The 26,095-nt window shown below is 65.9% G+C and carries 20 protein-coding genes and 2 pseudogenes; 10 read left to right on the top strand and 12 right to left on the bottom strand.

Annotation, left to right across the window (positions count from 1 at the left end):
- Nucleotides 1-34 precede the first annotated feature (34 nt).
- Nucleotides 35-490: an RrF2 family transcriptional regulator gene (locus BM162_RS20580; RefSeq protein WP_093425577.1), complete on the bottom strand. Its 456-nt coding sequence runs from the start codon at nucleotides 488-490 to the stop codon at nucleotides 35-37.
- 162 nt (nucleotides 491-652) lie between these two features.
- Between BM162_RS20580 and BM162_RS20575 the strand changes: the two genes are divergently transcribed.
- The 8 genes and pseudogenes from BM162_RS20575 to BM162_RS20540 form a co-directional block, all read left to right on the top strand.
- On the top strand, nucleotides 653-2,878 hold the full coding sequence (locus BM162_RS20575) for a NosR/NirI family protein (protein WP_093425575.1): 2,226 nt from the start codon (nucleotides 653-655) through the stop codon (nucleotides 2,876-2,878).
- Nucleotides 2,865-4,805 (top strand): TAT-dependent nitrous-oxide reductase, encoded by a 1,941-nt coding sequence (gene nosZ / locus BM162_RS20570; protein WP_093425574.1) that lies wholly within the window; start codon nucleotides 2,865-2,867, stop codon nucleotides 4,803-4,805. Before BM162_RS20575 ends, nosZ begins: the two co-directional genes overlap by 14 nt.
- Before the next feature lie 3 nt (nucleotides 4,806-4,808).
- Nucleotides 4,809-6,116, top strand: a complete 1,308-nt coding sequence (locus BM162_RS20565; RefSeq protein WP_093425572.1) for a nitrous oxide reductase family maturation protein NosD — start codon at nucleotides 4,809-4,811, stop codon at nucleotides 6,114-6,116.
- A 1-nt stretch (nucleotide 6,117) separates the two neighbouring features.
- Nucleotides 6,118-7,011, top strand: a complete 894-nt coding sequence (locus BM162_RS20560; protein ID WP_093425571.1) for an ABC transporter ATP-binding protein — start codon at nucleotides 6,118-6,120, stop codon at nucleotides 7,009-7,011.
- On the top strand, nucleotides 7,008-7,829 hold the full coding sequence (locus BM162_RS20555) for an ABC transporter permease (RefSeq protein WP_093425569.1): 822 nt from the start codon (nucleotides 7,008-7,010) through the stop codon (nucleotides 7,827-7,829). Before BM162_RS20560 ends, BM162_RS20555 begins: the two co-directional genes overlap by 4 nt.
- Nucleotides 7,826-8,392 (top strand): nitrous oxide reductase accessory protein NosL, encoded by a 567-nt coding sequence (locus tag BM162_RS20550; protein ID WP_093425568.1) that lies wholly within the window; start codon nucleotides 7,826-7,828, stop codon nucleotides 8,390-8,392. Before BM162_RS20555 ends, BM162_RS20550 begins: the two co-directional genes overlap by 4 nt.
- Nucleotide 8,393: 1 nt before the next feature.
- Nucleotides 8,394-9,317, top strand: a complete 924-nt coding sequence (locus BM162_RS20545) for an FAD:protein FMN transferase (protein ID WP_177215303.1) — start codon at nucleotides 8,394-8,396, stop codon at nucleotides 9,315-9,317.
- 405 nt (nucleotides 9,318-9,722) lie between these two features.
- Nucleotides 9,723-10,639: pseudogene (locus BM162_RS20540) on the top strand (IS3 family transposase); the annotation flags it as partial.
- Nucleotides 10,640-10,893: 254 nt separating this feature from the next.
- Here the strand turns inward: BM162_RS20540 and BM162_RS20535 are convergent.
- Entirely contained in the window at nucleotides 10,894-11,913 is a 1,020-nt protein-coding gene (locus tag BM162_RS20535; protein ID WP_093425578.1) for an IS110 family RNA-guided transposase, read from the bottom strand.
- 83 nt (nucleotides 11,914-11,996) lie between these two features.
- On the opposite strand from BM162_RS20535, the pseudogene BM162_RS20530 reads away from it, so the two are divergent.
- Nucleotides 11,997-12,245: pseudogene (locus tag BM162_RS20530) on the top strand (integrase core domain-containing protein); the annotation flags it as partial.
- A gap of 201 nt (nucleotides 12,246-12,446) precedes the next feature.
- On the opposite strand, the gene BM162_RS20525 reads toward BM162_RS20530, so the two are convergent.
- From BM162_RS20525 to BM162_RS20485, 9 genes are all read right to left on the bottom strand, one after another.
- Complete coding sequence (locus BM162_RS20525) at nucleotides 12,447-13,718, bottom strand: molybdopterin molybdotransferase MoeA (RefSeq protein WP_093425566.1); 1,272 nt, start codon at nucleotides 13,716-13,718, stop codon at nucleotides 12,447-12,449.
- A complete protein-coding gene (locus BM162_RS20520) occupies nucleotides 13,715-14,329 on the bottom strand; it encodes a carbonic anhydrase (RefSeq protein ID WP_093425565.1) in 615 nt (204 codons plus the stop codon). Before BM162_RS20520 ends, BM162_RS20525 begins: the two co-directional genes overlap by 4 nt.
- 133 nt (nucleotides 14,330-14,462) lie before the next feature.
- Nucleotides 14,463-15,260, bottom strand: a complete 798-nt coding sequence (locus tag BM162_RS20515) for a peptidylprolyl isomerase (protein ID WP_093425563.1) — start codon at nucleotides 15,258-15,260, stop codon at nucleotides 14,463-14,465.
- A gap of 4 nt (nucleotides 15,261-15,264) precedes the next feature.
- A complete protein-coding gene (gene narI / locus BM162_RS20510; RefSeq protein ID WP_093425562.1) occupies nucleotides 15,265-16,044 on the bottom strand; it encodes a respiratory nitrate reductase subunit gamma in 780 nt (259 codons plus the stop codon).
- 11 nt (nucleotides 16,045-16,055) lie between these two features.
- Nucleotides 16,056-16,751 (bottom strand): nitrate reductase molybdenum cofactor assembly chaperone, encoded by a 696-nt coding sequence (gene narJ / locus BM162_RS20505; RefSeq protein WP_093425560.1) that lies wholly within the window; start codon nucleotides 16,749-16,751, stop codon nucleotides 16,056-16,058.
- Nucleotides 16,751-18,274, bottom strand: a complete 1,524-nt coding sequence (gene narH, locus BM162_RS20500; protein ID WP_093425559.1) for a nitrate reductase subunit beta — start codon at nucleotides 18,272-18,274, stop codon at nucleotides 16,751-16,753. The genes narJ and narH overlap by 1 nt, the downstream gene beginning before the upstream one ends.
- Complete coding sequence (locus tag BM162_RS20495) at nucleotides 18,271-22,011, bottom strand: nitrate reductase subunit alpha (RefSeq protein WP_093425557.1); 3,741 nt, start codon at nucleotides 22,009-22,011, stop codon at nucleotides 18,271-18,273. The genes narH and BM162_RS20495 overlap by 4 nt, the downstream gene beginning before the upstream one ends.
- A gap of 62 nt (nucleotides 22,012-22,073) precedes the next feature.
- Nucleotides 22,074-23,468: a NarK family nitrate/nitrite MFS transporter gene (locus BM162_RS20490; protein ID WP_093425556.1), complete on the bottom strand. Its 1,395-nt coding sequence runs from the start codon at nucleotides 23,466-23,468 to the stop codon at nucleotides 22,074-22,076.
- 79 nt (nucleotides 23,469-23,547) lie between these two features.
- Nucleotides 23,548-24,921 (bottom strand): MFS transporter, encoded by a 1,374-nt coding sequence (locus BM162_RS20485; RefSeq protein WP_093425554.1) that lies wholly within the window; start codon nucleotides 24,919-24,921, stop codon nucleotides 23,548-23,550.
- Nucleotides 24,922-25,164: 243 nt separating this feature from the next.
- On the opposite strand from BM162_RS20485, the gene BM162_RS20480 reads away from it, so the two are divergent.
- Nucleotides 25,165-25,809 (top strand): cyclic nucleotide-binding domain-containing protein, encoded by a 645-nt coding sequence (locus tag BM162_RS20480; RefSeq protein ID WP_093425553.1) that lies wholly within the window; start codon nucleotides 25,165-25,167, stop codon nucleotides 25,807-25,809.
- Here the strand turns inward: BM162_RS20480 and BM162_RS20475 are convergent.
- Nucleotides 25,810-26,095 (bottom strand): integrase core domain-containing protein (locus tag BM162_RS20475; protein WP_143096234.1); only part of this gene is annotated, 286 nt, incomplete at its 5' end. It lies immediately after the preceding gene.

Below are 26,095 nucleotides of genomic sequence, written 5' to 3'. Positions count from 1 at the left end.
AGGCACTGCCGTGCCGCGGGCGCCGGCGACCCGTTCAGGTCCGGGCGGCATCCGCTGTCTCGGCCGCGTTCCTCAAGTCTGCCACTGCTCCGGGGGCGAGGGCGATGTCGGCCAGCGTGTGCCGGTCGAGCACGCTGAGCATGGCGTCGAGGGCCTCGTTCAGGATGGGCGGAAGTCCGCAGCAGCACGTGATCCTGCACTCGTTCTCCTTCCGGAAGCACTCGACCAGTGCGAAGTCCGGCTCGACAGCGCGTATGACCTCCCCGAGATTGATCTGCTCGGGACGGAGCGCGAGCCTGAAGCCGCCGGAGCGTCCCCTGACGGCGACGAGGAAACCTGTCCGCGTCAGCGCGGTCACGACTTTCTTCAGGTGCGGCGCGGAGATGCCGTAAAGGCGCGCGGTCTCGTCGACCGTCAGGTTTCGACCCGGGCTGCTCGCAGCAAGGATAAGCACCCGGAACGCGTAGTCCGTGAGCTTGGTAAGGCGCATTCGGCTCCCTTCGGTGGTGATGATCAGGCGTGCGCCGATCTCTGGCTGGCGCCGGGAGGCGCTCCGCCACGTAACCTTTCCGAAATGGTTTCAATTTGATCCGCGTCAAATTCGGTGCGGATCTGGGCTGCTATCCGATGCTCGACAAAAAGAGCATCTGGAATGTCCCTTATACCACGCCACGACATCCGACTGACCCGCGCGCCGATGCTGGCACTCCTGCTGTGGTGCGCCGCGGCGGTGAGTGCGGCGGCGCAGGCGCCTCTCCTGCCGCGTTTCCTGGAAGACGTGCCGGCGGGCGAACTGGTGGAGGGTGCGGATGCGTACGGGCCGCTGCACCCGGAGGTGCCGGTGGCGGCCGTGCTCGATGACGGCGATACGGTCGCGTGGGCCTACCTGACGTCCGACTTCGTCGGCACGACCGGTTACTCGGGCAAACCCATCCACGTGCTGGCGGCGGTGGACGGCGAGGCGAAGCTCGCGGGCGTCCAGCTTGTCGAGCACGCCGAGCCGATCGTGCTCATCGGCATCCCCGAGGCGAAGATGCAGCGCCTGACCGAGGACTACGCGGGCCTCGACCTGGTGGCCGAGGCCGAAAGCGGCGGCGATGCGCACGACCTCAATATCATCTCCGGTGCGACGGTCACCGTGATGGTGATCGACGACTCCATCGTGCGCTCGGGCATCAAGGTCGCGCGTGCGCTGGGGCTGGGCGGGCTCGAGCCCGAGGTCGAGGACACCGGCCCGCAGGTCGCCGTCGATCCGGATGCCGCGCCGCCCGCGGACTGGATCGAGGCCGAGGGCGACGGGACGATCCGCCGGCTCACGCTGGACGTGGGGCAGGTGAACCAGGCGTTCGAGGAACTGGGCGACGCTCGCGCGACCGAGCGGCCGGCGCCCGGCGCGCCCGAGGACACCTTCATCGACATGAACGTCGCGCTCGTCAGTGTACCCGCCATCGGTCGGGCGCTGCTGGGCGAGGCCGAGTATGCGAACCTCGAGGACTGGCTGGAGGAGGGCGAGCACGCCATCCTCGTTGCCGGGCGCGGGGACTATTCCTTCAAGGGGTCCGGGTATGTCCGGGGCGGCATCTTCGACCGCATCCAGCTGATCCAGGACGACATCTCGGTTCGCTTCCGCGACCGCGGCCACCGCCGGCTGGGCGAGATCGCGCTGCCCGGCGCGCCGGAGTTCCGCGAACTCGACCTGTTCAAGATCCCCGCCGACGCCGAGTTCGAGCCGACCGATCCCTGGCGGCTGCAGCTTCTGGTACAGCGCGAGGTCGGGGCGCTCGAGCGGCTGTTCGTGACCTTCGATCTGGGCTACCGGCTGCCCGACGCCTACACCCGGGCCAAGGCCGCACCGGCGGTGTCCGCCAGCGCGCCCGCTTCGGCCGACGCGGGCGAAGCCGCCGCGCAAAGCGCCCTTTGGAAGCGGATCTGGGAAGACAAGACCTTCGAGATCGGCGCGGTGCTGGCCATGCTGGGCATCCTCACCGCCGCGTTCTTCTTCCAGGGTTTCCTGACCCGCTCGGCCCGCGCGACCACGTGGTTCCGCATGGGCTTCCTGACCGTGACGCTGGTGTTCCTGGGCTGGTTCGCCAACGCGCAGCTTTCGGTCGTGAACCTGATGACGCTCGCCAACACGGTGACCACCGGGTTCAGCTGGCAGGCGTTCCTGCTCGACCCGCTGACCTTCATCCTGTGGTTCGCCGTCGCCGCCGCGCTGCTGTTCTGGGGGCGAGGGGCCTATTGCGGCTGGCTGTGCCCCTTCGGTGCGCTGCAGGAGCTGACGAACCGCATCGCCCGGCGCTTCCGCGTCCCGCAGTGGCAACTGCCTTGGGGGCTGCACGAGCGCCTCTGGCCGATCAAGTACATGATCTTCCTCGGGCTCTTCGCGGTCACGCTGATCTCGATCGAACAGGCCGAGCGGCTGGCCGAGGTCGAGCCCTTCAAGACCGCGATCATCCTGAACTTCGACCGCGCCTGGCCCTTCGTGCTGTATGCGCTGGTGCTGCTCGGGATCGGGCTGTTCGTCGAGCGCTTCTACTGCCGGTACCTCTGCCCGCTGGGCGCGGCGCTGGCCATTCCTGCGCGACTGCGGATGTTCGACTGGCTCAAGCGGTACCGTGAATGCGGCAATCCCTGCCAGACCTGTTCGAACGAGTGCATGGTCCAGGCGATCCACCCGACTGGCGAGATCAACCCGAACGAGTGCCTCAACTGCATGCACTGCCAGGTGCTCTACCAGAGCGAGGCGAAGTGCCCGGTCGTCATCAAGAAGCTGAAGCGCCGCGAGAAAGCGTCCACAGGCGCGCGCGAGCTCGGCGCAATCCAGAACCATCCCAATCTCCAAAAGAAGAAAGGAAAGACCCATGTCTTCCAGTGACACGCCTTCGGGCATTACGCGCCGCGGCCTGCTCGGGGCTACGGCCGGGGGTGCGGCCGCACTCGGCTCGTCCCGCCTCGCGCTTCTGGGCGGCACCGGGGCCGCAGCGACGGCGGCCGCAGCCGGACAGGCGAGTGCGGCGACCGGCGGTGCCGCGCTGGCACCCGGAGAGCTGGACGAGTACTACGGCTTCTGGTCCTCGGGCCAGTCGGGCGAGCTTCGCATCCTCGGCGTGCCGTCGATGCGCGAATTGATGCGCGTGCCGGTCTTCAACCGCTGCTCGGCCACGGGCTGGGGCCAGACCAACGAGAGCCTCAAGATCCTGACCGAGGGCATGCTGCCCGAGACGAAGGAATACCTGGCGGCGCAGGGCAAGAAGGTCCACGACAACGGCGACCTGCACCACCCGCACATGTCCTTCACCGAGGGCAAGTACGATGGCCGCTACCTGTTCATGAACGACAAGGCGAACACCCGCGTCGCGCGGGTCCGCTGCGACGTGATGAAATGCGACAAGATCATCGAGATCCCGAACGCCAAGGCGATCCACGGCCTGCGTCCGCAGAAGTGGCCGCGCACCGGCTATGTCTTCGCCAACGGCGAGGACGAGGTACCGATGGTCAATGACGGCTCGGTTCTGGACGATCCGTCGAAATACGTGAACTTCTATACCGCGATCGACGGCGACACGATGGAGATCGCCTGGCAGGTCATGGTGTCGGGCAACCTCGACAACACCGACTGCGACTACCAGGGCAAATACGCCTTCTCGACCTCGTACAACTCCGAGATGGGGATGAACCTGGCCGAGATGACGGCGTCCGAGATGGACCACGTGGTTATCTTCAACCTCGAAGAGATCGAGAAGGGCATCGCCGCGGGCGACTATATCGAGCTCAACGGCGTCAAGGTGATCGACGGACGCAAGGGGCAGAACAAGAACTACACCCGCTACGTCCCGATCCCGAACAGCCCCCACGGCATCAACACCGCACCCGACAAGAAACACGTCTGCGTCGCCGGCAAGCTGTCGCCCACCGTTTCGGTTCTCGACGTCACCAAGATCGACGCGATCTTCGCCGATCCCGACCTTGACCCCCGGTCGGTCGTGGTTGCCGAGCCGCAGCTGGGGCTCGGGCCGCTTCACACCGCCTATGACGGCAAGGGCAACGCGTTCACCACGCTGTTCCTCGACAGCCAGGTGGTGAAGTGGAACATCGAGGACGCGATCCGGCTCTACAATGGGGAAGAGGTCGATCCGATCATCGAGAAGATCGACGTGGCCTACCAGCCCGGCCACAACTCGACCTCGATGGGCGAGACGCTGGACGCCGACGGCAAGTGGCTGATCTCGATGAACAAGTTCTCGAAGGACCGGTTCCTGAACACCGGGCCGCTCAAGCCCGAGAACGAGCAGCTCATCGACATCTCGGGCGATAGCATGACGCTGGTCCACGATGGTCCGACCTTCGCCGAGCCGCACGACAGCATCATCGTCCACCGCTCGGTCGTGAACCCCGTCAGCGTCTGGAGCCGCGACGACCCGATGTGGGAAGACGCCCGACGCCAGGCCGAGGCGGACGGCGTGGACCTGGACTGGGGCCATGACGAGCCGATCCGCGACGGCAACAAGGTGCGCGTCTACATGTCGTCGGTCGCTCCGGCCTTCAGCATGGAGAAGTTCACGGTCAAGCAGGGCGACGAGGTCACGATCTATGTCACCAACCTGGACGAGGTCGATGACCTGACGCACGGCTTCTGCCTGAACAACCACGGCATCGCCATGGAGGTGGGTCCGCAGGCGACGGCCTCGGTCACGTTCACCGCGTCCAAGCCAGGCGTCTACTGGTACTACTGCCAGTGGTTCTGCCACGCGCTCCACATGGAGATGCGCGGCCGGATGCTGGTCGAGCCGGCGGAGGCCTGAGACATGAGCCTCCGACCCGCAACACTGGCGCTCGCGGTCCTGGTCGCGTTGCCCGGCCTTGCCGGCGCGGACGAGGTGCGCGTGCCGGCCGGGCCGGGGGCGCTTGAAACCGCCGTCGCCGGGGCAGACCCCGGCGACGTGCTGATCCTGTTGCCGGGCCGCCACGACGGCCCGGTGACCATCGACGTGCCCCTGACGCTCGACGGCGGTGGCGAGGCCGTGATCGACGGCGGAGCCGAGGGCAGCGTGATCACCGTCGCCGCCCCGGACGTGACGGTGCGCGGGCTCGAGATCACCGGCTCCGGATCGTCGCACGAGGGCATCGACTCGGGCGTCAAGCTCACGCAGGCCGCGACAGGCGCCCGCGTCACCGACAACCGCATCGTCGGCAACCTCTACGGCGTGGACATTCACGGCGCGAAGGACAGCGTCGTCGAGGGCAACACCATCGTCGGGCGGCGCGACCACCGCATGAACGACCGGGGCAACGGCATCTATGTCTGGAACGCGCCCGGCGCGCGGGTCGAGGGCAACGAGGTCCGCTTCGGCCGCGACGGCATCTTCACGAATTCGTCGCGCGACAACGAGTTCAAGAACAACATCTTCCGCGACCTGCGCTTCGCCGTGCACTACATGTACACGAACCACAGCGAGGTGAGCGGCAACGTCTCGATCGGCAATCACCTGGGCTTTGCGCTGATGTTCTCGAACGGGATCACGGTGCGCGACAACCTCTCGCTCCGCGACCGGGACCACGGCGTCATGCTCAACTACGCCAACGACGCGGACGTGGTCGGCAACCTCGTCCGGGGCGGCGCCGAGAAGTGCACCTTCATCTACAACGCGCACAGGAACCTGATCGCGAACAACCGTTTCGAGGGCTGCGACATCGGCGTCCACTTCACCGCCGGGTCGGAGAAGAACGCGCTGACCGGCAACGCCTTCGTCGGCAATCGCACGCAGGTCAAGTACGTCGGGACCCGCGACGTGGAGTGGAGCCTGGAGGGGCGCGGCAATTATTGGTCGGATCACGCCGCCTTCGACCTTGACGGCGACGGCATCGCCGACAGCCCGTTCCGGCCGAACGACCTGATGGACCACGTGCTGTGGTCCCAGCCGGCCGCCGGCCTGCTGAACGGCTCGCCCGCCGTCCAGCTGATCCGCTGGAGCCAGGCGAGCTTCCCCGCGACACTTCCCGGGGGCGTGGTGGACAGTCATCCCCTGATCCGGCCGGTCGAGATCGCCGTGCCGCCGCGCATCGCGGCGCTCGAGGCCGAGGCCCGGCCGGCCTGGGACGAGAAAGGACAATGAGATGTCGAGCCTGAAGCTCTCGACCGTGACCAAGACATTCGGACGCCACACGGCGCTGGACCGCGTCGGCCTGACCGTCGGCGCGGGCGAACGCGTGGCGCTCCTCGGCCACAACGGGGCCGGCAAATCCACGCTGATGAAGATCGTGCTCGGCCTGATCCCCGCCGACGGCGGATCGGTCGAGGTGCTTGGCGCCGCCCCCGGAAGCGGCGCGGCGCGGGCGCAGGTGGCCTATCTGCCCGAGAACGCGGCCTTCCACCCCTCGCTGACCGGAGAAGAGCAGATGGCGCTCTACCTCCGGCTTCGCGGCGCGCCCGCATCGCAGGCCCGCCCGCTTCTGGACCGGGTCGGGCTGGGTGACGCGGCGCGCCGGCGCATCGGGACCTATTCCAAGGGAATGCGCCAGCGCGTCGGACTGGCGCAGGCGCTGATCGGCCGGCCAAGGCTTCTGGTGCTGGACGAGCCGACCAGTGGCCTCGATCCCGTGTCGCGGCGCGAGTTCTACGCAATCCTCGAGGAACTCGCGGCCGACGGGGCGGCGATCCTGCTGTCGAGCCACGCGCTGACCGAGGTCGAGGCGCGGACGGACCGCATCGTCATCCTTTCGAAGGGCCGGGTGGTCGCCGACGACACGCTCGCCGGCTTGCGCCGCAACGCGGGACTTCCGACGCGCATCCACGTCGCCGCCCGCCCCGGCGCCGCCGACGATGTGGCGCGCGAGCTTCGGGCGGGCCGCAGGAACGGCGTGATGGTGGACCTCGTCTGCCCGCCGGACGAGAAGCTTTCGCGCCTGGGCCGGGTCGCCGAGTTGGGACACCTCGTCGAGGATGTCGAGGTCGTGCCGCCCAGCCTCGAGGACATCTATGACCACTACAGCCGGAGGACGCAGGCATGACCGCCGCACTCGGACTGGCGAGCTGCGAGTTCCGCATCGCGCTCAGGAACCGCTGGGTCGCCATCGTGATCGCGATGATGACGCTCTTCGCGCTCGTCCTGTCGGCGGCGGGAAGCGCCCCGACGGGAGAGCTGGGCGCGGACAGCCTGTCGGTGACGGTGGCGAGCCTGACGAGCCTCGCCGTCTATCTCGTGCCGCTGGTCGGCCTGCTGATGGCCTTCGACGCGGTCGCGGGCGAGGTCGAACGCGGCACGCTGCCGCTGCTTCTGACCTATCCGGTGTCGCGGGCGCGGTTGCTTCTGGGCAAGGCGCTGGCGCATCTGGCGACCCTCGCCCTCGCGCTGGCCATCGGCTACGGCAGTGCCGCCGCGGCCGCCTTCGCCGTCGATCCCGAGGCGGCCGGCGGGCTCCCGGCGCTGGTGCGCCTGTTCTGGTCGTCGCTCCTGCTGGGAGCGAGCTTCCTGGGCATCGGCTATGCGCTGTCGGCGATCGCGCGACGCCCCGGCGCGGCGGCTGGGCTCGCCATCGGGCTCTGGCTGGTGCTGATCGTGCTATACGACCTCGGCCTGCTGGCTGCGGTGGTCGCGGATGCCGGCGGGGTCTTCACGACCCACGTCTTCCCTTGGTTGCTTCTGGCCAACCCGGCAGATGCCTTCCGTATCTTCAACCTCGCCTCGTCCGAGGCCACGGCGGCCGCGGCCGGAGTTGGTGGCGCCGCAGGCTCTATCCCCGCCTGGCAGGCGCTGGCATCGGTCGCGCTCTGGCCACTCGTCGCATTCGCTTTGGCGCTCCTCGCCTTCAGAAAGGTTACGCCGTGAACCGCCTCTTCATCCTCGCGCTTCCCCTCGTCCTCCTGGCAGGCTGCCAGGAGGACGACCTGGCGGGCCTGCCGCCGGCCGTCACCATGCCGGCGGATGCGGTCGGGCATTACTGCCAGATGGTGCTGGCCGAGCATCCTGGCCCCAAGGCGCAGGTGCTTCTCGACGGCGAGGAGACGCCGCTGTTCTTCTCGCAGGTGCGCGACGCGATCTCGTACCAGCGGATGCCCGAGCAGAGCCACGCGATCACGGCGATTTACGTCAACGACATGGCCGCGGCCCCGAGTTGGGAGGAGCCGGGTGCGGACAACTGGATCGCGGCCGGGGCCGCCCACTTCGTGGTGGGCTCGACGCGCGTCGGCGGAATGGGTGCGGCGGAACTGGTCCCGTTCTCGGACGCGGACACCGCCGCTGCCTTCGCCGCCGAACACGGCGGCCGGGTGGAACGGCTGGACGGGATCGCGGACCACGAGGTCCTGTCGCCCGAAGAGACGCCGCAGGCCCATGACGGGCACGATTTCATGAAGCGCCTCGAGCGCGTGTCACAGGAAAGGGAGAGCTGAGATGCGGGCACTGACCAGACGCCGCTTCCTCTCGATCAGCGCGGCCGCGGTGGTCGCCGGATCGCCCGCCGGCGCCGCGCCGGTGAGGCAGTTCCACGGCACCGCCCTCGGCGCGAAGGCGACGATCACGCTCGCTCACCCGGACGCAGCCGCAATCGCCCGCCGCGCCTTCGCCGAGATCGACCGGCTCGAGGACATCTTCAGCTTGTATCGCGCGGGGTCGGCTCTTTCGCGCCTCAATCGAACGGGCCGTCTGAGCGCGCCGTCCTTCGAGCTGCTGGAGTGCCTTGGCCTCTGCGCCACCGTCCACCGCGCGACCGGCGGCCTGTTCGACCCCACGATCCAGCCGCTCTGGGACCTCCACGCGCGCAGTTACGCCGCAGGCGCCGCTCCGAACGCCGCCGAGGTCGAGGCCGCCCGGGCGCGGACCGGCTGGCAGCGGGTGCGGATGTCGCCCGGTGACGTGACGCTCGAACCGGAGATGGCCCTGACACTCAACGGCATAGCGCAGGGCTACATCGCCGACCGCGTCGCCGCGATGCTGAGGGCCGAGGGGCTGCGCGAGGTGCTGGTCAAAACCGGGGAGCACCACGCCGTGGGCGGCGACTGGCCGGTGACCCTGGTGACGGATGAGAGCCGCCCCCATGGCCGCGTTGACTTGCGCGACCGCGCCCTGGCCACTTCGGCTCCACTCGGCACGGTCTTCGACCGCGAAGGGACGATCGGGCACATCCTCGACCCGCGTACAGGCGCGCCCGCCGCCGCGAAATGGCGCTCGATCAGCATCACTGCGACAAACGCCGCCTTCGCGGACGCCCTCAGCACGGCACTGGTGCTGATGGATCGGGAGGCGGCCTCCGGCGCGCTGGCAAGCTTCGCGGATGCCAAGCTCGTGGCCGCCGTTCCGGGCATCGCCAACACGTAGCGTGGCGAACGCCACCGCCGTCGAATTGGTGTGATTGTTGTGGTCCTGTGCACGAGGAAAATCGAAGGTGAGTCATCAGATGCCTGCCGGCATGTCCGCTGCGGGCCAGGACGTGCGCGCCATCACCGACGAGTTGCGCCCGGCGCATGCGGTCGTGAGAAACGAAACGGGCGAGTAGGTGCTGCTCAGGCACTCCGACGTCCGCGGCATTGCTCTCGCGGAGGAGAAGTTCTCCAGCAACGTGTACCGGTATCTCCATATTCCCAATGGATTGGACGGAGAAGAACATACCCGCTTCCGCCCGCTGATCGAGCGACACCTCGGCCAGGTGGAATTGGCGTGACCTGCCCCCCGCGAGATCCCTCAGTCTGATGTAGAGTCTGCTCAACCGGAAGGAGCAGACGAATGAGGAAGAGCCGTTTCACCGAGGCGCAGATAATCGGGATGATCAAGGAGCAGGAGGCCGGGATGCCGACGGCGGAGGTGTGCCGCAGGCATGGTCTCAGCCCGGCGACGTTCTACAAGCTGAAAGCCAAGTATGGCGGTATGGAGGTCTCCGAGGCCGCCAGGCTGAAGGCGCTGGAAGACGAGAACGCCAAGCTCAAGCGCCTGCTGGCCGACACGATGCTCGACAACGTCGTCCTGAAGGATCTGCTGGGAAAGAACTGACGACATTGACCAGGCGGCGAGAGGCGGCGCTCAGGGCAATGCGGGATCATGACATCTCGCAACGCCGGGCCTGCCAGCTTGTCGGTGTCGATCCCAAGACGGTCCGGCGCAGACGCCCGCCGGACTGCCCCGAGGTCCGCGAGGAGATGAAGGAGATCGCCGGGAAGCGACGCCGGTTCGGCTATCGCCGGATCGGTATCCTGCTCGAGCGCAAGGGCATGCTCATGAACCACAAGAAGCTTTATCGGCTCTACCGGGAGGAAGGGCTGTCGGTGAAGCGACGGCGCGGACGGAAGCGGGCCCGTGGGTCACGCACGCCGATGCCGGAGGCGGCGCATCCCAATGCCCGCTGGTCGCTCGACTTTCTGGCCGACAGCTTCGGCGCCTCGCGCAAGTTCCGCATTCTGGCGGTGATCGACGATTGCTGCCGGGAGAACCTGTGCCTGACCGCCGACACCAGCATCTCGGGCGCTCGTGTCGCCCGCGAGTTGGATGCGCTGGTGCGGATCTACGGAAAGCCCGCTTGCATTGTCAGTGACAACGGCACCGAGTTCACCAGCCGCGCCATCCTGAAGTGGGCCGACAAGAACGGGGTGCCCTGGCATTACATCGACCCGGGCAGGCCCCAGCAGAACGCCTTCATCGAAAGCTTCATGTATAGACGGCCCCGCAGGCGCAAGTGTTCTGATCGTGATCTTAATCGGCGGGTGCGTTCATGTATTCGGCCTGTTTGCGCAGCCCGTACATGACTGCTGGCCCTGATGGTGTCCGCGGATCGAGGCCTCATCAACGGGACGCGCTGTGGCGCGCTTAAAGCTCTCCGGGCTTGCTCGATCCTCAGCTCTGCCGATTCCCATCACGCTGTCATTGCACTTGTGCCATCTCTACACCGCTTCGTTCATGGCTCTCACAGTTGCGCGGGTCGGAAGACCTCACCGGTAGAGAGCATGGCCCAGATCGTCCTCGCTAACTTGTTAGCGACTGCCACGGCAACGACCATGGGCCGACGCCGCGCCAGCAGCCCCTCGATCCACGGACCATCGACGCGCGAACGGGCCTTGGGATAGCGCACGACGGTTCGCGCTCCCAAGACCAGCAGATGGCGAAGATACCGGTCGCCTTTCTTGGTGATGCCGCCAAGCCTGTGCTTGCCGCCGGACGAGTTTTGGCGTGGGCTCAGCCCGAGCCAGGCAGCAAATTCGCGACCCAAGCGAAACGCGGACGGGTCCGGGATAGTCGCTGTAAAGGCCGTTGCAGTGATCGGCCCGATCCCTGGGATGGTCGCAAGCAAGCGGAAGATCGCGTCGGTCTTGTGCCTCTCAGCCAAGCGGGCATCGATAACCGCGATCTGCCGGTTCAACGCGTCCAACTGCTCGACGAGAGCATCCAAGGCGAAGCAGGCATCTTCCGGCAGATCCTCTCGCAACTCATCGAGCTGTTCGGTGAGGACTTCGACCCGGTGCCGCCCCTGCGCGACAACGATGCCATACTCGGCCAGGTGCGCCCGGAACGCGCAGGCGGCCATCGTCCTTTGCCGAATTAAAAGGGCGCGGGCTCTGTGCAGCATCAGAAAAGCCTGGCCCTGGCGCGATTTGATCGGGACGAAGCGCATACCGGGGCGCGTGACGGCTTCACAGATCGCAGCGGCATCAGTGGCGTCGTTCTTCGCGCCGCGTCGGACGAAGGGCTTGACGTAGCCCGGAGGAATGAGACGGACGTCGTGACCTAGATCCCGCAACTGGCGAGCCCAATAATGGGCAGTCGCACAAGCCTCGAGGCCCACCAAGCAGGACGGCAAAGCCATGAAGAAATCCAATACATGGCGACGCACGAGCTTCTTACTTTCGAGCATCCTGCCGGACGCATCGGCGACATGGACATGGAACACATTTTTGGCCAGATCGAGGCCCACGGTCATTGGGGTCATTGGGGTCATTGGGGTCATTGGAAAAGCTCCTTGTGCAAAGCAGGACCATCATACGGTCCCTTGTCAGGAGCGGGGCCGTCTTCGCCATCAATGGCAGCTTGCGCGACGAACTCTTGAACGAGGAGATCTTCGACACCCTGGACGACGCCCGGCGCAAGCTGGCGCTCTGGCGCTACGATTACAACGCCGTCAGGCCGCACTCGTCTCTGGGAAACCAAACGCCGCTCGCAGCGCGCCGGACGCTTGAGCAATTTGAGGGCTCCGCGCCCGGCGCGCTTGCCAAGAGAAACCGCCCAGACTACCAATCTCAAACCCGCAGACTCTCTTTATGAACGAGGGACCCAAGGCGGGCAGGTCACCGCCACCGCAGCAAGAAGGTGCTGTTCGCTGCAGAGGCCATTTTCTCTGCTGCGCATACAAGGGCGATCCGCCCGGTGATCTGGTCCCAGAAGCTTCGTCGCGGTCTGAAGTGACGAGGCGCTACTCCAGCAAGCGAGCGTTTGGTATGGCGCCTCCCCTCGCTGCACCCACGTTCATTCAGAAATGAACGGCACGAATTCGAGCAGGCTTCCTTCCGCGACGCTCTCGACGTCCGAGTGGATGAGCACTGCCCCGTGGGCTTCGGCCAAGGCCGAGACGACGGCCGAACGTGTTTCTTGGGAGCAGTCCGCGATATCGCGCCCTGTTCCATCCTGCCCCACGATCCGGGCGGGGCGCAGTTCGCATCGGCCGGGCCTGTGCCGGAGAGGGCTCGCCGTAACCACATGGCTTCGCGGTCGGCCTGGCTGTGCCTCTCCCGCAAGATGCGCCACAAGCCACCTGCCGAAAAGCTCCCAAGTGATGAAGGCCGAGACGGGATTGCCTGGCAGACCAAGCCAGAAGGCGCTGCCGATGCGGCCAAAGGAGACCGGCTTCCCTGGCTTGATTGCCACTCCACTGAAAACAGGAGGACCGGCAAGCTTAGCGATCGTAGGCTTCACACGGTCTGCAGAACCTACCGAGATCCCGCCGACGGTGATCACCAGATCGGCGGAGCGGCTCACCCGGCCAAGCAGATGTTCGAGGTCAGCAGGATCGTCCCCGACGTGCGCGACCTCCACAAGCTGGGCCGCCGGCGTCTCGACCGCCGCACTCAACATGAATGAGTTCACGTCCCAAATTTCGCCAGGGGCGAGCTCTTGTCCTGGCTGGCGCACCTCGTCGCCGCCCGTCAGCAGCGCCACGCGCACCCGGCGACGCACCGCCACGGTGGCGAGCCCGGCGGCCGCCGCTGCGGCGAGAGCCGGCGCATCCAGCCGGCGGCCGACGGGCAGGACTTTCGCTCCGCGAGCGAGGTCTTCGCCCGTTCGGCGCACATGCATGCCTGGCCTCGGCCGCCGGCAGAGCAGGATGCCGGACCCCGTCCTATCGATGTCTTCCTGCATGACGACGGCATCGGCGCCCGGAGGAACGGGAGCGCCAGTGAAGATCCGGGCAGCCTCGCCCGCCTTCAGTGTGCGATCCCCCTTCATTCCGGCGAGTATCCGGTCGCGAACCTCCAGGCGCCATGGGCCGGGCCCGACGAGCGTGCGCGTGTCCACCGCGTATCCGTCCATCGCCGCGTTGTCGAAAGGAGGGCTGGGAGCCAGTGCAACGACCGGCTCGGCCAGCACACGGCCCTTCGCCGCTGCAAGCGGCAGGCGCTCGACATCGTGGATCACGCCCGCAGCGGACGTGATGAGGGAAAGTGCCTGGTCGATCGACACCAAGCCGGTGCCGCTTTCGCATCCACATGCAGGAGTTTCGATTTTCGAAATGAGGGTCATTCCGCGGCCTCCGGCACCTGGCGCCGGGCGATGGTGCAGTCGAGGTCGCGCAGGCGGCCATCCTTCAAACCGTAGATGAGCCCGTGTACGCGGATGTCGTTACCGCGGGCCCAGGCCCGCTGAAGGATCGGTGTCTCGGCTACGCGCCGGACGCCCTCCACGACGTTCAACTCGGCGAGCCGGTCGCGACGTGACTCCGGGCTTTCCGCCTGCGCCCGATCCACCGCGTAAGCGCGAGCGAGCCTGCGCACCGGCTCGAGCCAGTGATCGGCCAGTCCGTGAGGCAAGTCCTCCGTCGCTGCCTTCACGCCGCCGCAGCCATAGTGACCGCACACGATGATTTCGCGAATGCTCAGTGCATCTACGGCGAACTCGAGCGCCGAAAGCATGTTCATGTCGGCGGAGTGGATGACGTTCGCGACGTTGCGGTGCACGAACACCTCGCCGGGGTCCAGGCCGGCGACGACGTTGGCGGGCACCCGGCTGTCGGAACAGCCGATCCAGAAGAACTCGGGGGTCTGTCTTGTGGCGAGGCGTGCGAAGTAGCCAGGCTCTTCCTGGCTGCGGCGTTGGGACCAGTCGGCGTTGCGCTTCAGAAGATCGGCAAGCATGGGGAAGCTCCGGAGGAAATGGGTTTTCACCATCCGGTGACCTTGACCGGATGGCGGAGGGTCGCGGCTGATGGACCAGAGGGAGGGCTGCGGCGGCCGATCCTGGATTGGCAGGTCAGGCCGCCCCAATCGGTCAGACGGGGCCCAGTTCAGCCCCGGCGATTTCCGCGCCCTCGGTCAACGCCGCCACGAACTCCCGCGCGGCGCGGCTCCAGGCGGCTTTCTCCATCGCTGCGGCGATCTTCGAGCGCACCACCTCGTAGGGCAGCAGGGCCCCTTCGGCCAAAGCGTCGAGCCGGATAACGTGCCAGCCGTGCCGCGTTAGCACGGGTTCGGACGTAATCTCTCCCTCGCGGAGGCGCCGAAGCGCCGCCTCGAACTCCGGTACCGTGTCTCCGGGGCCCAGCTGGCCGAGAGTCCCGCGGGATGCTTTAGAGCCGCAGTCGCTTTCGTGCGCAGCGAGCAGGCTGAAGCGCGCAGGATCACGAGCGGCGGCCTGCGCCAAGCGCGTGGCTCTGTCGTGGGCTGCGGCGCGGGCCTCGTCATCGCGCGGGTCGCAGGCGCACAGGATGTGGCTCGCCTCCCAAAGCGGCGGCGCCCGAAAGCGTGACGGGTCCGCCTCCCACTCGGCGCGGATCTCCGGCTCGGTCGGAGAGGCAGGGTCCAGCGCGGTGTCAATAAGGGCCCGGATCAGGGCCTCCTCTTCCGTTTCGAAGCGTCCGGGCGCGACCTCCTGCCGCTCGGCCGTGAGCCCCCGGCGCCGAGCTTCCTGCAGCAGAAGCGTGCGGATCGCGACGGCGCGGGCTGCCTTGCGCCATGCGATGCCGGGCTTGCCCCGCGGGGCCGAGTGGTTCTGCGCCTCGGCGGCGACGACACCGTGTGGCACGCGCTCGCCGTTGACGATCAGGTCGGGGAACAGAGCTGCGGTCATGTGATCACTCCGCGGGGGTGGGCGCCGGACCGGCGGCCGGGCGGCTTGAAGGAACTGCGGGCTTCCGGGTGGGGCGGGGGGACTGCTCCGGCCGCGCCGGCAACGGTGTGCGGCGACGCGAGCGGACGACCTGATAGCCTGGCCGCGTGAAGTAGCGCAGTGGAACAGAGAGCATGTGCACCAGCCGCGTGAACGGGAAGAGCACAAAGATCGTCAGCCCGAGAAACAGGTGCAGCTTGAAGACGAGCGCCACGTCGGTGATGTAGCTCGCCGCTGCCGCGTCGAAGGTGAAGATACCCTGCGCCCAAGCCATGAACTTCGTCATCTCGTGCCCGTCGAGGTGCCCGAGCGAGACGAAGATCGTGGCGAGCCCGAGAACGAGTTGTGCCAGGAGCAGAGCGAGGATGCCGATATCGGCGACACTCGAGGTCCGGCGGATACGAGGGTCCGTCCAGCGGCGATGCAACAGCATACCTCCGCCGACGAGCGCCATGACGCCAGCGACGCCGCCGGCCAAAATGGCGAGAAGCTGTTTCGCGGTGTGGCTCACGCCTAGCGTGTCGAACACCCAGATCGGCGTGAGCAGGCCGATCAGGTGGCCGAAGAAGATTACCAGAACTCCCACATGGAAGAGCACCGACCCGATGACGAGCTGCCTGCGGCGCAGAAGCTGGCTGGACGAGCTTTTCCAGGTGAAGGGGTCCCGTTCGTAGCGAGCAATGGAGCCCACGATCAGCACCGTGAGCGCGATGTAGGGATAAATCCCGAAGAGGAAGTCGTGCATCTTTGCCTCCGTTATTCAGCAGGCGCGGGGGTGACGGGCGTGTCCATGCGGGCGAGCATGTCGCGCACCTGCGGACAGCCGGCGTTGGGATCGGGACCGAAGCGGACCTCAGATTCCTCCCAGACCTCGTCGAGCGCCTCGAGATCGTCGGGATCGACTTCGGGCTCTTCCAGCAGCGCGGCGACGGCCTCGGAATCGGGAGTGGCTCGGGCGACCTGGAGCAGGGCCGCGAAGAGCGGGGCATAGCTGCTCTCGCGGCGCATTAGGCGGGTCGCCAGCGCCTCGAGGATATGCGCGGCATCGCCCAGCATCTCCTGCATCTCGGCCTCGGGCCGGGTCGAAAGGAACTCGAGCAGCACCGGCAGATGATCCGGCAACTCGCTGGTGACAGGTTCGAACCCGCCGGCGCGGTAGGTCTCCACCAGAGAAACCATGGCGCCACCGCGGTCCCGGCTCTCGCCATGGACATGCTCGAACAGATTGAGCGACAGCGTGCGCGACCGATCGAAGAGCGAGACGAACTGCTCCTGGAGGTCATAGATGTCCCGCTCGCCCAGTTCGGTCACGAGCGGGCGCAGGGCCCGCCGCGCCGCCGCGGTCAGCCGAGTGTCGGAGGCGAGGACGCCTCCAATCTCCGGCATGGCGCGCTGAAGCTCCTCGGTCGGGTAGCTCAGCAAAAGCGAGATTGCCTTGAGTGTGCGATCCATCACGAAGCCTCCGTCGGAATCTTCAGGGGTTTCTTCTTGCCGCCGAACAGCGAGCCTTGGCTGATCCCGGTCGAACAGCCGTTGCCGTCGGTGAAGCCGCAGCCCCCCTTGAGGTCGTAAGCCTCCTCCACCTGCTCTCGGTGGGTCGTCGGGATGACGAAGCGGTCCTCGTAATCGGCGAGCGCCATGATCTTGTACATCTGCTCGATCGCGCGGCCCGAGAGGCCTACGCGGGCGGCGATGCCCTCGTCCTCGACCCCCTCGACGGTCTTCGCGCGCATGTAGGCGCGCATCGACAGCATCCGCTCGAGCGCCTGGGCCACCGGCTCCTCGTCGCCAGCGGTCAGCATGTTGGCGAGGTAGCGCAGCGGGATGCGCAGGTTGCGCACGTCGGGCATGGCGCCGTTCGTGCCGATCGCACCCGCCTCGGCCGCGTTCTGGATCGGGCTGAGCGGCGGGATGTACCACACCATCGGCAGCGTCCGGTACTCGGGGTGAAGCGGGAAGGCGACCTTCCACTCCATCGCCATCTTCCAGATCGGGCTTTCCTGCGCGGCGCGGATCCAGTCCTCGGGGATGCCGTCGGCCCGCGCCGTCTCGATCACGACGGGGTCGTTGGGGTCGAGAAAGACGTCGAGCTGCGCGTCATAGAGGTCGGTCGTCTTCTCGGCGCTGGCAGCCTCCTCGATCTTGTCGGCGTCGTAGAGCATCACGCCGAGATAGCGGATGCGGCCGACGCAGGTCTCGGAGCAGACGGTCGGGTTGCCGCTCTCGATCCGCGGATAGCAGAGCGTGCATTTCTCCGACTTGCCGGTCGACCAGTTGTAATAGACCTTCTTATAGGGACAGCCCGAGACGCACATGCGCCAGCCGCGGCATTTCTCCTGGTCGATCAGGACGATGCCGTCCTCCTCGCGCTTGTAGATGGCGCCGGACGGGCAGCTCGCCGCACAGGCCGGGTTGAGGCAGTGCTCGCAGAGCCGGGGGAGATACATCATGAATGTGTTCTCGTATTCCCCGTAGATCTGCTTCTGGATCCCTTCGAAGTTGTAATCCTCGGAGCGCTTCGAGAACTCGCCGCCCAGGATCTCCTCCCAGTTCGGACCCTTCTCGATCTTTTCCATCCGCTCGCCGGTGATCTTGGAGCGGGGGCGCGCCGTCGGGAACGCCTCCATCTCCGGCGCGGACTTCAGGTGATCGTAGTCGAAGTCGAACGGCTCGTAGTAGTCGTCGATCTCCGGCAGGTCCGGATTGGCGAAGATGTTCGCCAGGATCCGCCACTTGGCCCCCTGCTTGGGCTGCAGCTTGCCGGACTTCGTCCGCTCCCAGCCCCCGTTCCAGCGCGCCTGGTTCTCCCAGTCGGTTGGGTAGCCGGTGCCCGGCTTCGTCTCGACGTTGTTGAACCACGCGTACTCGACGCCTTCGCGGCTGGTCCAGACGTTCTTACAGGTGACGGAACAGGTGTGACACCCGATGCACTTGTCGAGGTTAAGCACCATGCCGATTTGCGCACGCACTCTCATTCCGCGGCCTCCTTTTCGGTCGCTTCACGGTCGAGCCAGTCGACCTTTTGCATCTTTCTGACGACGACGAACTCGTCGCGGTTGGCGCCTACGGTGCCGTAGTAGTTGAAGCCGTAGGACTGCTGGGCGTAGCCGCCGATCATGTGGGTGGGCTTGAGCACCGCGCGGGTGACGGAGTTGTGGATGCCGCCTCGCTTGCCGGTCTTCTCAGAGCCGGGCGTGTTCACAATTTTCTCCTGCGCGTGATACATGAACGTCGTTCCGTCCTTGATCCGCTGCGAGACGACCGCCCGCGCCGTGAGCGCTCCGTTGGTGTTGTAGAGCTCCACCCAATCGTTGTCGGCGATGCCGGCCTTGGCCGCGTCGTTCTCGCTGATCCAGATCACCGGGCCGCCCCTGTTGAGCGTGAGCATCAGCAGGTTGTCCGAGTAGGTGGAGTGAATCCCCCACTTCTGGTGCGGCGTGATGAAGTTGAGCACGACATGCGGCTGGCCGTCGCGGGCGTCGTGGTTCACCTCCTCGGTGATCGTCTTGAGGTCGACAGGCGGGCGGTACGATACGAAGCCCTCGCCGAAGGCCCGCATCCACAGGTGGTCCTGGTAGAGCTGCTGGCGGCCCGTCAGCGTGCGCCACGGGATCAATTCGTGGACGTTGGTGTAGCCCGCGTTGTAGCAAACCTTCTCGCTCTCAAGGCCCGACCAGGTCGGGGACGAGATGATCTTGCGCGGCTGGGCGGCGATGTCGCGGAAGCGGATCTTCTCGTCTTCCTTTGGCAGCGCGAGGTGGGTGTGCTCGCGGCCCGTGGCCTTGCCGAGCGCCTCCCAGGCCTTCACGGCGACCGCGCCGTTGGTCTCGGGCGCCAGCATCATGATCACCTCGGTTGCGTCGATGTCGGAGACGATCTTCGGGCAGCCCTTGGCCGGACCCTCCTCCCAGACACCGTTGAGCTCACGCAGGTGCTCGACCTCCGTTTCGGTCTTCCAGCCGATGCCCTTGCCGCCGTTGCCGAGCTTGTCCATCAGCGGCCCCAAGGCGACGAAGCGGTCGTAGAGCGCCGTGTAGTCCCGCTCGACAGGCACGTAGTTGGGCGCGGTCTTTCCCGGGATCAGGTCGCATTCGCCCTTCTTCCAATCGCGAACCTGGTCCTGGGCGATCTCGGCCGGCGTGTCGTGCAGGATCGGCAGCGCGACGATGTCGGTTTCCTTGCCCAGGATCTCGGGCGCGATCTCCTGAAACTTCTTGGCGATGGCCTTGAAGATCTCCCAGTCCGATTTGCTCTCGTAGGCCGGGTCCACGGCCGCCTGCAGCGGGTGGATGAAGGGGTGCATGTCGGAGGTGTTGAGGTCGTTCTTCTCGTACCAGCTCGCGGTCGGCAGCACGACGTCCGAGTAGACTGCCGTGGTGCTCATCCGGAAGTCGATGCAGACCAGCAGGTCGAGCTTTCCGCGCGGGCCTTCTTCGTGCCACTTCGCCTCCTTGGGCAGTTGGTGCCCCTCCTCGCCCAGGTCGCGGCCGAGCACGCCGTGGTCGGTCCCGAGCAGGTGCTTGAGGAAGTATTCGTGACCCTTGCCCGAGGAGCCGAGCAGGTTCGAGCGCCAGACGAAGAGGTTGCGGGGCCAGTTCTCGGGCGCGTCCGGATCCTCGCAGGACATTTCCAGCTCGCCCGACTTTAGCTTCTCAGCGACGTAGGCCGGGATCTCCTTTCCTTCCGACTTGGCCGCTTTCGCCACGTCCAGCGGGTTCGTCCTGAGCTGGGGCGCGGACGGCAGCCACCCCATCCGTTCGGCACGGATGTTGTAGTCGATCATGCTCGCATCCCAGTCGCCCTCGGGCGCGGTGGGCGCAAGAATCTCGTTGGTCTTCAGCGTTTCGTAGCGCCACTGATCGGTATGAGCGTACCAGGCCGAGGTGGAGTTCATGTGCCGTGGCGGACGGCCCCAATCGAGCGCAAAGGCCAGTGGCTGCCACCCGGTCTGCGGGCGCAGCTTTTCCTGCCCCACATAGTGCGCCCAGCCGCCGCCCGATTGGCCCACGCACCCGCACATCACCAGCATGTTGATGACGCCGCGGTAGTTCATGTCCATGTGGTACCAGTGGTTCATCGCGGCACCGATGATGACCATGGACTTGCCTTGGGTTTTCTCGGCGTTCTCGGCGAATTCCCGGGCTACGTGGATGATCTTCTTGCGGTCCACGCCGGTGATCTTCTCCGCCCAGGCGGGCGTGCCCGGCATCTCGTCATCGTAGTCCGCCGTCACCCAGTCGCCGCCGAGGCCACGATCGAGCCCGTAGTTGGCGCAGAAGAGATCGAAGACGGTGGTGACCAGTGCCTCGCCGTCATGGGTCTGCACACGACGGACGGGAATGTCGCGGGTCAGAACGTCGGGATGCCGCGCATCAGTGGCGAAGGCTTCGGTGGCCGCGCCCCCGAAATAGGGAAAGTCCACGCCGACTACGTCGTCATGGTCCTCCTCGAGGATCAGCGACATCTTCAGCCGGGTTTCCTGACCCGCTGCGCGCTCCTCGAGGTTCCACTCGCCGTCCTCGCCCCAGCGATAGCCGATGGCGCCGTTCGGTGCGACCAGCCCGCTGGAGCGCTCGTCCACGGCGACCGTCTTCCAGGCCGGGTTGTTCTCCTCCCCAAGCTTGCCGTCGAGGTCATCAGCGCGAAGGAAACGGCCGGGCACGATACGGCCATCCTTCTCGTCCAGCCGGACGAGCATCGGCATGTCAGAATACTTGCGGCAGTATTCCTCGAAATACTCGGCCTGCCGATCAAGGTGGAACTCGCGCAGGATGACGTGGCCAAAGGCCATGGCCAGCGCTGCGTCGGTGCCCTGCTTCACGTTCAACCAGACGTCGCCGAACTTCGCCGCCTCGGAATAGTCCGGGCAGATCACGGCCGACTTGGTGCCGCGATAACGCGACTCGGTGTAGAAGTGGGCATCGGGCGTCCGGGTCTGCGGCACGTTCGAGCCCCACAGCAGAAGATAGCCCGCGTTGTACCAGTCGGCTGATTCCGGCACGTCCGTCTGTTCGCCCCAGGTCATGGGCGAAGCCGGCGGAAGGTCGCAGTACCAGTCGTAGAAGGACATGCAGACCCCGCCCAGGAGGCTGAGGTAGCGTGAGCCGGCCGCGTAGGAGACCATCGACATGGCCGGGATCGGCGAGAAGCCGAAGACGCGGTCGGGACCGTAGGTCCTGGCGGTGTAGGCGTTGGCGGCGGCCACGATCTCCGTCGCCTCCTCCCAGTCGGCGCGGACGAAGCCGCCGGTGCCGCGGGTTTCGACGTAGGAGGCCCGCAGAATCGGGTCGTTCTGGAGCTTCGTCCACGCTTCGATCGGGCTCATCGTCTCGCGCATCTTGCGCCAGACCTTCATCAGCCGGCCGCGCACGAGCGGGTTCTTCACCCGGTTGGCAGAGTACAGGTACCAGCTATAGCTCGCGCCGCGGGCGCATCCGCGAGGCTCGTGGTTGGGCAATTCGGGACGCGTGCGCGGATAATCCGTCTGCTGCGTTTCCCACGTGACGATGCCGGACTTCACGTAGATCTTCCACGAGCACGAGCCCGTGCAGTTCACGCCGTGGGTCGAGCGGACGACTTTGTCGTGCCGCCAGCGGTTGCGATAGGTTTCCTCCCAGTCGCGGCTCTCGCGGGTCACTTGCCCGTGGCCGTTCGAGAACCGTTCCAGTTCCTTGGACTGGAGGAAGTTCAGTCTGTCGAGCAGGTGGCTCATCGTTTTCTCCTCAGGATCGGCCGCGCCCGGCCCGTACGGCGGGCGCGGCTTGGTTCAGTTGGTCAGCAGGGGACGGGCGCGTTCTTACGGGTGTAGAAGGCCCAGGTGATCGCGACGCAGAGAGCGTAGAAGGCAGCGAAGCCCCAAAGCGCGGCGGCGGGACCGCCGGTCAGCTCGATCGAGGTCCCGTAGAACTTCGGGATGAAGAAGGCGCCGTAGGCCGCGATCGCGCTGGTGAAGGCGATGATGGCGGCGCTCTCCATCTCGGACTGCTTGAGCTTCGCCGCCTCGTCGAGGTCGGGGCGCAGACGCGGCACTTCCTGGCGCATGATCGAGGGGATCATCTGGAAGGTGGACGCATTGCCCACGCCTGTCAGGAAGAACAGCGCCATGAAGCAGGCAAAGAAGCCCCAGAAGCTGCCGGCGCCGTCGCGCAGCGGAAGGAACCAGATCACGCCCAGCACGGCGACGATCATGCCCAGGAACGTCCAGAAGGTGACCCGGCCACCTCCGAAACGATCCGAGATCCAGCCCGTGCCTGCACGGGACAGCGCCCCGACAAGTGGCCCGAGGAAGGCGAACTGCAGCGCGTCCACGACCGGAAATTGCGTCTTCATCAGCAAGGGGAAGCCCGCCGAGTAGCCGATGAAGCTGCCGAAGGTCCCCGTGTAGAGCACGCACATGATCCAGTTGTGCTTGCGCTTGAGGATCGTGAGCTGGTCGGACAGGGACGCCTTGGCGTCGGCGATATCATTCATTCCGAACCAGGCCGCGATCGCGGCCAGCGCGATAAACGGCACCCAGACGAAACCGGCGTTTTGAAGCCACAGGGCTTCGCCGTCCTGCAGGGTCTGCGGTGCACCGCCGACGGCGCCGAAAACGCCCATCGTGATGACCAGCGGCACAACGAACTGCATGACGGACACGCCGAGATTGCCGAGGCCGGCGTTCAGCGCGAGGGCGTTACCCTTCTGCTTCTTCGGAAAGAAGTAGGCGATGTTGGCCATCGACGAGGCGAAGTTGCCGCCGCCGAAACCGCACATCAGTGCAAGAAGCAGGAACCAGGCATAGCTGGTGTCGGGATTCTGGACGGCGAAGCCAATGCCGAGTGCAGGCAGCAAGAGAGATGCCGTCGAGATCGTGGTCCAGAGCCGGCCACCGAAGATGGGCACCATGAAGCTGTAAAAGATTCGCAGCGTGGCGCCCGACAGGCCAGGCAGCGAGGCGAGCCAGAAGAGTTGGCCCGTGGAGTAGTCGAAACCGACGGCGGGAAGCTTGGCGACGACCACCGACCAGACCATCCAGACGGAGAAGGCCAACAGCAGGCAGGGGATAGAAATCCAGAGGTTGCGTCGAGCGATGGCGCGGCCCCCGTGTTCCCAGAAGGCGGGGTCTTCGGGGCGCCAGTCGGCCAGGGTGTGGCCCTTGCGACCGGGTATGTGTTCAGCGGTAGCCATGGGTCAGTCCTCCGTCATGGCGCATTTCGGGTGTCGGGCCGCCGCGCAGGCGGCCCGGGAAGGTCGGATCTTCGAGGATTTATTCGGCCGGGTTGATCACTGCGGGACGGCTGCCAGCGGCGCGGGCCTCTCCGGGGGCGGGCGCGTTGAGCGGCGCGTCCGGCACGTCCGAAAGGTACTTCTCGTCCGTGAGCGCGGGGTGCCGGCGACGCTCCATGCGGCGGATAGCAACGTGCATCCAGACGGTGGAGACCGCGACGATCACGAAGAGGAGCATGAACGGTGCCGTCCAGACGCCTGTAAGATCCAGCAGCATCCCGAAGGCGATAGGGAGGAAGAAACCACCCAGTCCGCCGATCATGCCGACGAGACCGCCCACCGAGCCCACGTGATGCGGGTAGTAAACCGGGATGTGCTTGAAGACCGCAGCCTTGCCGAGGCTCATCACGAAGCCCAGGACAACCGTCAGGGCGACGAAGAAGCCCACCGAGATGCCGAAGTTGAATTCGATCGTCCCGCTGATGCCGTTCACGGCATAGCTGGTCTGTGGGTAGCTCATGACGAAGAGCACGACCAGACTGACGATGAAGGTCAGGTACATCACGAACCGTGCTCCCCACTTGTCGGACATCCAGCCCCCGAGGGCGCGGAAGATCGATCCGGGCAGCGAGTAGAGCCCCGCAAAGACACCTGCGGTCGTCAGTTCGAGACCATAGGCGCCGGTGTAATAGCGCGGCAGGAAGCTCGCGAGGGCGACGAAGGCGCCGAAGACGAAGAAGTAGTAGGTCGCGAAGCGCCACACCTGGACGTTCTTCAGCGGCTCGAGCATCGAACCGGTGGACGCGGCCCCTTGCCCGGTGCGCCTCCGCTCCTCCTGAACGGGGTCCGTCTTTGCCAGCAGGAAGAAGAGCACCGCGGTGGCGGCGAGGACGACGGCATAGACCTGCGCCGTCGCTTCCCAGCCGAGCGCGACCACGAGGAAGGGGGCGGCAAAGTTCGTGACTGCGGCACCCACGTTGCCCGCGCCGAAGATCCCAAGCGCAGTGCCCTGGCGTTCCTTCTCGAACCAGCGCGACGTGTAGGCTACGCCTACGATGAAGGAGCCGCCCGCGAGGCCGAGACCGAGCGCGGCGATCAGGAAGACCTCATAGGTTTGAACCGAGGTGAGCAGCCAGACACAGACCGCGGTGATCAGCATCTGCAGGGGGAACATGATCCGCCCCCCGAATTGTTCGGTCCATACGCCGAGGAAGATACGGCTGATCGATCCGGTCAAGATGGGCGTGGCGACCAGGAGACCGAACTGGGTGTCGCTGAGGCCGAGCTCCTGTTTGATCCTGACGCCGATGATGGAAAAGATCGTCCAGACCGCGAAGCAAATCGTGAAGGCGAACGTGCTGAGCCCCAGCGCCCGGTACTGGTCCGAGCGTGAGACTCCGTGGAGTGTGTGCATTACCGTCCCTCCATGTGTTGGTGTGCACGGGACCCAATGGGGCTTGGAACGGGTTTGGCTTGAGAGGAGCGTGCAAAACTTGATTCAGATCAGATTTTCGAAAAACCCTGTATAAATAAGCTGTTACTTGGAAAATGTCGGTCAGCCCAAGGGCTGACTGCAAGCCACTCAGCGGATAATGACGCGTGGCGTCTTGACAAATATCAAGAGGGGCGTTGGTGTCGTTACGGAAGGGAAGACCGGATGCAGGCAGGGCTCTCCAAGTCGATTCTGGCGGATGTGCGCGAACTTGATCTGTTCGCCGAGATGGAGGACGCGAACTTCGGCGCGCTGATGCGCGGCGCCTACATCCAGAACTTCCCGCCGCAGATAGAACTGATCACCGAAGGTGAAACGAGTGATTTCCTGCACATCGTTCTTTCCGGCTCCGTGAACCTGTTCGCCAGTTGGAACGGGCGTGAAACCAGCATGACAACGTTACAACCCGTCTCGACGTTCATTCTCGCTGCCACAATCAGGGACGCGCCCTACCTCATGTCGGCACGGACGCTCGAGAAAAGCCGCGTCGCTCTGGTGCCCAGCCAGGACGTGCGCGCAGTCTTCGGCACAGACGCAGCCTTCGCCCGCGCCATCGTTACCGATCTGGCTCAGGCCTATCGCTCGGTGGTCAAGAACACCAAAAACCTGAAGCTGCGCACCTCGCTCGAGCGACTGGCAAATTATCTTCTGCGGCAGAGCAGGCAACACGGAGCCTCGGAGACGTTTGAGTTGAGCACAGACAAGCGGCGCTTGGCCTCGTACCTGGGGATGACGCCGGAAAACCTCAGCCGTGTGAGGTGGCCCCCGTTTTCCGGACAGTGTTGCGGCGCCGCTAAGCTTGCCTGTTGATCATGCCGCCGCTTTCAGGCCGGGGCCCTGATGGGCCTCGACCGGTGTTCGTCCGCCGAGCGCGGAGTGCGGGCGCTCGTTGTTGTAGAAGTCGATCCACTTGCCGATGCCAGCCCGGGCCGCTGACCCGGTCTCAAAGGCGTGCAGATAGACGCACTCATACTTCAGGGATCGCCATAGCCGCTCGATCATGACGTTGTCCATCCAGCGTCCGCGACCGTCCATCGAGACCTTCACCGTCGCATCCAGCAAGACTTGCGTGAAGCGCGGGCTGGTGAACTGGCTG

The organism is Tranquillimonas alkanivorans (assembly GCF_900115595.1).
Classification (GTDB): domain Bacteria; phylum Pseudomonadota; class Alphaproteobacteria; order Rhodobacterales; family Rhodobacteraceae; genus Tranquillimonas; species Tranquillimonas alkanivorans.
The sequence above is the reverse complement of the archived record's forward strand: the minus strand, read 5'-3'. Positions and strand labels throughout refer to the sequence as shown.